This is a genomic window from Streptomyces sp. NBRC 110611, from assembly GCF_001590865.1.
Taxonomy (GTDB): Bacteria; Actinomycetota; Actinomycetes; order Streptomycetales; family Streptomycetaceae; genus Streptomyces.
Genome location: NZ_BBUY01000032.1, coordinates 22593 through 28793, shown reverse-complemented (window position 1 = coordinate 28793; position 6201 = coordinate 22593). Strand labels below are relative to the sequence as shown.

The 6201-nt window shown below is 67.8% G+C and carries 3 protein-coding genes and 3 pseudogenes; 1 reads left to right on the top strand and 5 read right to left on the bottom strand.

Features of this window, described 5'->3' with window-relative positions; all coding sequences use genetic code 11:
• The first annotated feature begins 42 nt into the window (after positions 1-42).
• Positions 43-927: a hypothetical protein gene (locus AZE13_RS31935; RefSeq protein WP_147264780.1), complete on the top strand. Its 885-nt coding sequence runs from the start codon at positions 43-45 to the stop codon at positions 925-927.
• A gap of 446 nt (positions 928-1373) precedes the next feature.
• Here the strand turns inward: AZE13_RS31935 and AZE13_RS31930 are convergent.
• The 5 genes and pseudogenes from AZE13_RS31930 to AZE13_RS31910 form a co-directional block, all read right to left on the bottom strand.
• Positions 1374-2213 (bottom strand): annotated as a pseudogene (locus tag AZE13_RS31930) (IS5 family transposase); the annotation flags it as partial.
• 119 nt (positions 2214-2332) lie between these two features.
• Positions 2333-2512: pseudogene (locus AZE13_RS31925) on the bottom strand (RacP protein); the annotation flags it as partial.
• A 29-nt stretch (positions 2513-2541) separates the two neighbouring features.
• A complete protein-coding gene (locus tag AZE13_RS38660) occupies positions 2542-3723 on the bottom strand; it encodes a hypothetical protein (RefSeq protein ID WP_258528130.1) in 1182 nt (393 codons plus the stop codon).
• A gap of 1114 nt (positions 3724-4837) precedes the next feature.
• Complete coding sequence (locus AZE13_RS31915) at positions 4838-5164, bottom strand: helix-turn-helix domain-containing protein (protein ID WP_066939932.1); 327 nt, start codon at positions 5162-5164, stop codon at positions 4838-4840.
• A pseudogene (locus AZE13_RS31910) lies at positions 5161-6190 on the bottom strand (tyrosine-type recombinase/integrase). The gene AZE13_RS31915 and the pseudogene AZE13_RS31910 overlap by 4 nt, the downstream one beginning before the upstream one ends.
• Positions 6191-6201 lie beyond the last annotated feature (11 nt).

The window sequence follows — 6201 nt, the reverse complement described above, 5'->3', positions numbered from 1 at the left end:
CCCAGCAGCAGCCGCTGACAGACCTGGAGGAGCAGCTCGTCGGTGCGGTGCGGCGCCGGGTTGTCGCCGGAGGATGTGGCGGGCTACGGCCAGGTCTATACGGGCCTGTCTGAGGACGCGCGTCAGGTGCTCTTCCCGGATGCGGTAGCTGATCTGGCCCCGGGCGACTCGTTCACCTTCGAGGACGCCACGCGCGCGCTCACCGAGGAAGTTGTGCCTGCTGTGCTGGCGCAGCCGAACGTCGCCACTGACGCCGAGGGGTCGGCGCGGGGTGCAGCGAAGGCGGCGGCAGCCGACTACGGCTGGTACGCCGACTTCAACGGTGCTCCCGGAGAGGCCCTGGAGCCGGCACCGGAGGGGGCGCGCGAGTACAGCACCGACCAGGTGGCTCTCTACGACTGCCTGCATCTGGTGGAGCGAACGTCGGCCGAGGGGGAGATCGAGGGGCCGTGCGACGAGATCTACTTCGTGTGTCAGGCGAGGACGAAGGTCGGCAGCTGGTGGGCGCCGTCGCAGAGCTGGTCGATGAAGGCAGACGAGAAGATCAAGCCGTTCTGGCATCAGATCATGAAAGAGAACAAGAGCGCGAACCAGATCGGCGACGGCAGGGTGCTACTCCTGCAGGCGTGGGAGGAGGACTGGCACAAGAGCGCCACGCTGAAGAATCTGGGCGAGGAGCTCAGCAAGATCGCCGACCACTGGCTCTTCAAGCTTGCCGGAAAGATCGAGAAGAAGATCGAGATTCTCGGCATGATCCTGACGGTGGTCGGCAAACTCCTCAAGATCTTCGCCGATGACCATATCGGGGACGTCGTCAGGAGCATGGAGGGGTGGTCCTTGTGCCCCATGGGCACGTACCCGCTGACCTTCACTGGTGGTTCTGGCGGCGGCAAGGTCGAAACGGGCCTGCTCTGGGGCCCGATGTGAGTTGATGCTGGGGACGTGAGTATCCGCAGCGAGTACCCCGTGAGCACAGACCAGTTCTACCGGGCCCTGGTGGCTTTGGGGGGCCGAGCCGCTCTTCGATCCGGAGGTACGGCGTGAGGACCCGCAGGACGAGGACCGCCAGCAGTTGCTCGCTACCCTGCTGGCCAAAGTGCAGTTAGATGGGCCGAGGAGGCGGGTCCGGACTCTGGTTTGACGGACAATGTGCTGGTCAACCGGCTGCATCGAACTGGGGTGCAGCTCCTTGGACTCGATGAGGACGAGACCTTCCCGTGGCAATCGCCGCGTCCATGACCATGGTGGTCGCGGCGGCATTCGGCGCCCACCTTCGCTTCCAGGACGGTGCTGTGTAAGGCGTCCGGAGGGTCCTCGGTCGGACCGTATCCCTGATCGAGGTCCAGCAGAGCATGCACGACCTCCGCCATCAGCGACGCGGAGGAAGAGACTGAAGGGGAGGAGGGAAGGGGGCAGCCGTCGGCCGGCGCTTGTTTCCTCGGCCAGCTGGGGGTGGAGCCTTTCCGGGCCAGCCGGCTGGTCATGAGGGTGATAGCGGCCCAGGCGATCAGGGTTTCGGAGTGCTGCACGAGGCGTTCGTAGTCGCGGGCATGCTGGCGGGCGTGCATCATCCAGGCCAGGCTCCTCTCGACGACCCAACGACGGGGTAGCACGACGAAGCTGGAGGCGTCCTTGGGGCGGCTGACCGGTCTGATCGTCAGGTTGAGGTGCTGCTTTGCCCAGTCGACGAGCTTGCCGGCATAGGCGGAGTCGGCCCAGACGATGGTGATTTCGGGGTGCATGAGGCGGAGGCGGAAGAGGACTTCCTTCGCCGCTGCGGCATCGTGCAGGTCGGCGGGGGTGACCATGACCAGCAGGGGCAGGCCGCGGGTGTCGACGACCATGTGGCGCTTGCGTCCGTTGATCTTCTTGCCCGCGTCATAGCCGCGGGAGTCGCGACTGACGGTTTCGGCGGCCTTCACCGACTGGGAGTCGATTACGGTGGCCACCGCCCTGGGCCCTTTGCCCATCTCGCCGCGAATCCGGCCGGCCAGCGCGTCGAGAATCTGACCAATCACGCCAGCTGCGGCCCAGCGGGTCATAAAGCCCCAAACCGTCTGCCACGGCGGAAAATCAGCAGGCAAGGCCCTCCATTTGCAGCCGGTGTCAACGATGTAGCGGATCGCGTCGACGATCTCGCGCCGCGGGTGCTTCTCCGGTCGGCCCCCGACCGACGTCTCGCAGGCCGGCGTCGGCAACAGCGGTTCGATCAGGGCTCATTCGGTGTTGGTGGCGTCGGAGGGATAACGGCGCTGACGCATAGGCGGCCTTCCTCCGACGGCGGTTGCGGGCGGGGGCGACCGGCAAGGCCGGCGCCCCCGCCCATGAGTGGTCAGGAAGAGACGACGAGATCGAGGGTGGATTCGATGGAGTTGAGCTGGGCGATGATGTGCCTGATCCACTTGTCGCCGGGGTGGGCGGCAGCGTGCGGGGCGACCGTGCCGGTGAGGAACCGGCGGAACTCGGTCAGCTTCTCGGTGAGCACGGCCCGCTCGTATGCCTCAAGCGCGACTGGTGAAGAGGCAGTGTTCCAACCCTGCGCTATTCGGTCTCTTGGCAGGCCGCGAGGTGGTCCGCCCAGCTGTCCTGTGCGAACCCGGCCCAGGCGTGAGCGTTGCTGGCGGAGACGCCGAACAGGTCGCTGACGACGATGGGCGGCAGCTCACTCACCGCTTCGAGCATTGCGGTGTTGCGAGCCGCGAGGACCGGGAGGTCGTACTGCTTCATGAGTGCGTGGACCTCAGACGCGCTTCGTGGCTTGCTGGGCGGTCGGCCCGGCAGCAGGAAGCCAACTTCCGATGGCCGGCGAAGCACGGAGGTCGGGCCGGGCTGGGCGATCTGCTGCTCGATGAGCCGGGCGAGTTTGGGTGGCAGCAGGACGGGGTTGCGGTCGAACGTGAAGTAGGCGCCGTCCTCCTCGCGGTGGAACCGGTCGGTGGTCAGCTCGACGATGCAGGTGACCGGCAGGGCATAGAGCCGTACCAACGCGCCGACGATGCGTACTTCGACCGGCAGCGTGTCGTCGGTGAGGCGGCGTCGGAGTTGCTCGTCGTAGTCGTACTCGCTGAGGAAGTTCGCGGGCAGGCCCTTGTTCTTCGGAGGGACGACCAGCTTGCTGGTGAGGCGACGGGCGACGGTCCAGCGGATGAAGGACGCGACGCCGCTGTGCCGAGTGGGATGGGTGGTAAGCCAGAGGTCGAGGTCCTCCTGGGCGACGGTGGCGAGGACGAGCTTGCGGGCGTCGAGCCAGGTGAGGAACTCGACGGCGACGCGTATGTCGGTGCGGTCGCCGGCTGCGGAGCTGGCCGTGTAGCGACCCCGGTCCGCGCGGCGCCGGGCGTCACGGAGAACGTGCCACTCGGCGAATGGCCGGATGACCCGGGCCTGGTGCGGCGACAGCCGGTCCAGGAGGCCATCGAGCCAGAGCTCCAGCTGGGCGAAGTGCTCCTGCCGGCGGGGCAGGACGCCGGTGGCGACCAGGACCTCGCGGACGTAACGCGTAACGGCATCCTGCGGCAGAGAATCCAGCACCTCGTGGGTGATCTCGTCCGGGCGGGCGGCGAGTTGGGCCAGGATCCTGGCACCGGTGCTGACCCGCAGCCAGTGGCGGACCGACCATGCCTTCTCGACCGTCGTAAGGGCTTCGGCGAGGGGGAGAAGCTGGGGGCGATAGTGCCGTCTTCGCGGCTGAGGAGGTCGTGGACGCGGTCGCTGACGATGCAACGGGTGCAGCTGCCGTCCGCGTAGATGTCGCCGGGGAAGCCGCAGCGGCGGCAGGCCCAGTCGAGGTCGGGCCGACCGGCGCATGGCCCGCAGAGATCGTGGCCGTCCGGGGTGCGGCCAGCCATGATACGGGTGGTGCCGCAGCGCGAGCACTGCTGGGGGTTACGCTTGCGCCGCTGGTAGCAGGTGTTGCAGAGAGAGCCGACCGGCCAGGTCGCCTTGACCGGGTGGATCTCGCCGCAGTCGTCGCACCGACACGACGGGCCGGGCTGACAGGACCGGCAGCGGAAGGTCCATCCGCGCTCGCTGACCCGAACGCCGTGGCGGAGCCGGCCGCAGACGACGCACTCGTCGACCGGGCCGCGGTAGCAGCGGACGCAAATGTCGGGCTGGTCATCGACAGCGCGAGCCATGATCGGGCGGATCTGGCCGCAGAGCCCGCAGAGCCGGGGCGGCGGCTCGTAGCAGCGGTCGCAGACGGCCCCGTCGTCGCCGATTGTGTGAGCCACGGCCATGTTCCCGCAGCGGACGCACTCGCGTTCGGGACGCGGAGCACAGCCCAGAGACAGCACCGTGCCGTCCTCGCGCCGTACGGACGGCGGCCGGAGCCGCCCGCATTCGGCGCACTCCTGCAGGAACAGGGGGTCCTTGCGGTAGCAGCTGCGGCAGATCGGGCCTTCCTCGCGGTGGGTGACGATGTGGCCGTCCTGCCCACAGCGGGAGCAGGGCCGCTTCGTGTCGCGCTCAACGCACCAGTTGCAGCAGCGTCCCTGCGGGGTGGGCCGAGGCAGCAGGCCGTCGGTGCGGCCGCAGCGCGCGCATCCGAGCTGGGTGACCGCCTGTCCGTGGCCGGCCGACTGAAGCTGCCGCAGCACCCGAACCAACGAGGCAGGGCAGTGCGGAGACGGGGCGGTCAGCGCGTCGGGGTTCTCGGCGAGGTGGTCGTCCAGCTCACGTATTCGAGGCGCCGTCCATGCCTTGGCCCGTTCGAGCACGGCCTGGGCGGCATGTTCGGTCAGCGCCGGGCCAACCACCTCCCGCAGGCGGGCGAGTACCCGGGCCCGGCTCTCCACGAACTCCTGCCGACGTTGCTGGCGAAGCCGTTCCTTCTGGTTCACGGCTGCCCGGGTCGGCGGATGACCGCGCGGCGCGGAGTGATCGGCGTGGGATCGGCGTCGCCACCGGCCACCTTGCGGACCTGGGTATTAACGACCTCGGGCTTGATCAGGTCGTTCGGGGTGCACTGGAGGATGTCGCAGAGCGCGACGAGGGTGTCCATGCTCATCCGCTGCGGCGGCTGGGTCACCAGCCGGTAGACCTGTTCACGCGAAAGCGTGACCCCTCGCTCCGCGAGCAACGGCACCAGGTCCGAGGTCTGGAACATCTGCCGTTCGGCCATCAGCTGCCGAAGCTGCCACTGGTAGCCCATCTTCTTGATCACGAGGTCACGTCCCAGTCGTCGCCCAGTCGGTTCTTCATCGAAGCTTCCAGCAGCTTGTTGCGGTACTCGTTCGAGCCCCCCATGTAGATAGCCGTGGTGGCTGCGTGCGAATGACCGACATTTTCCTGTACGAACCGGGCCGGATAGCCGAACTCGGTCGCGTGCGTGATCCAGCTGTGGCGGAGACAGTGGAGGTCGAGATCCTCGTCGAGGCCAGCGGCCTTCACGGGCGGCGACGAACGCGTCATTGATCGACCGAGGTGACAGGCGCCCGACTCGCTCAGTCATCCAGAGCGCGGGGTGGCGACCAGGTGAGAACTGCGGGCGTATCTCGGTCACATACTGGTCCAGGACGTCGACGACCCAGTCCATCTCCGGGATCAGCAGCACGGTCCGCCGCTTGGGCGGCGAGCCCTTCTGGGACTTCCCGAAGCGGACCATCGCGCTGCCGAAGCGGCCGAACTGCGGCGCCCTTCGGCTCCGCCGCATGTCGACCAGGTCGAGCCGGGAGGGTTCGGTGCGGCGCGTCCCGTAGGCATAGATCGTCTTGAGTACGGCCGCATCCCGGAGGGCACACAGGGCACCCTTGCGGCCCTGGCCTCGGATCTTGCCGGGCAGGGCGTCGGCCGCGTCGAACAGGGCCTGGATCTCGTCGTAGTCCAGCGGCCGGCGGCGCGGGTCGCCTTCGTACTCGACGGTGTGCAGAACCGAGTTGCCCTCGTGGAAGACCTGCTGCGGCACCTCGCCGAACCGCTCCGAGCAGGCGTGCACCCAGCCGTAGCGGGCGTCCAGGAGGTACTCCAGGAACAGCCCGATCGTCACCTCGTAGGTACGAGCGGTGGACATCTGAATCGGCTTGTCGCCACTTCGCAGGTGAGCGATGAAAGCTTCGCCGTCCGCCGGCGTCCACTGCCACGGATACAGGCCGGTGAACTCCTCCAGCCGCTCGATCAGCCGCACCCGCGGATCAATCGTCGACGGCTTCAGAAACCGGGCCGACTGCTGCCTCGCCCAGCCCTCCCTCATCGCCTCGAACA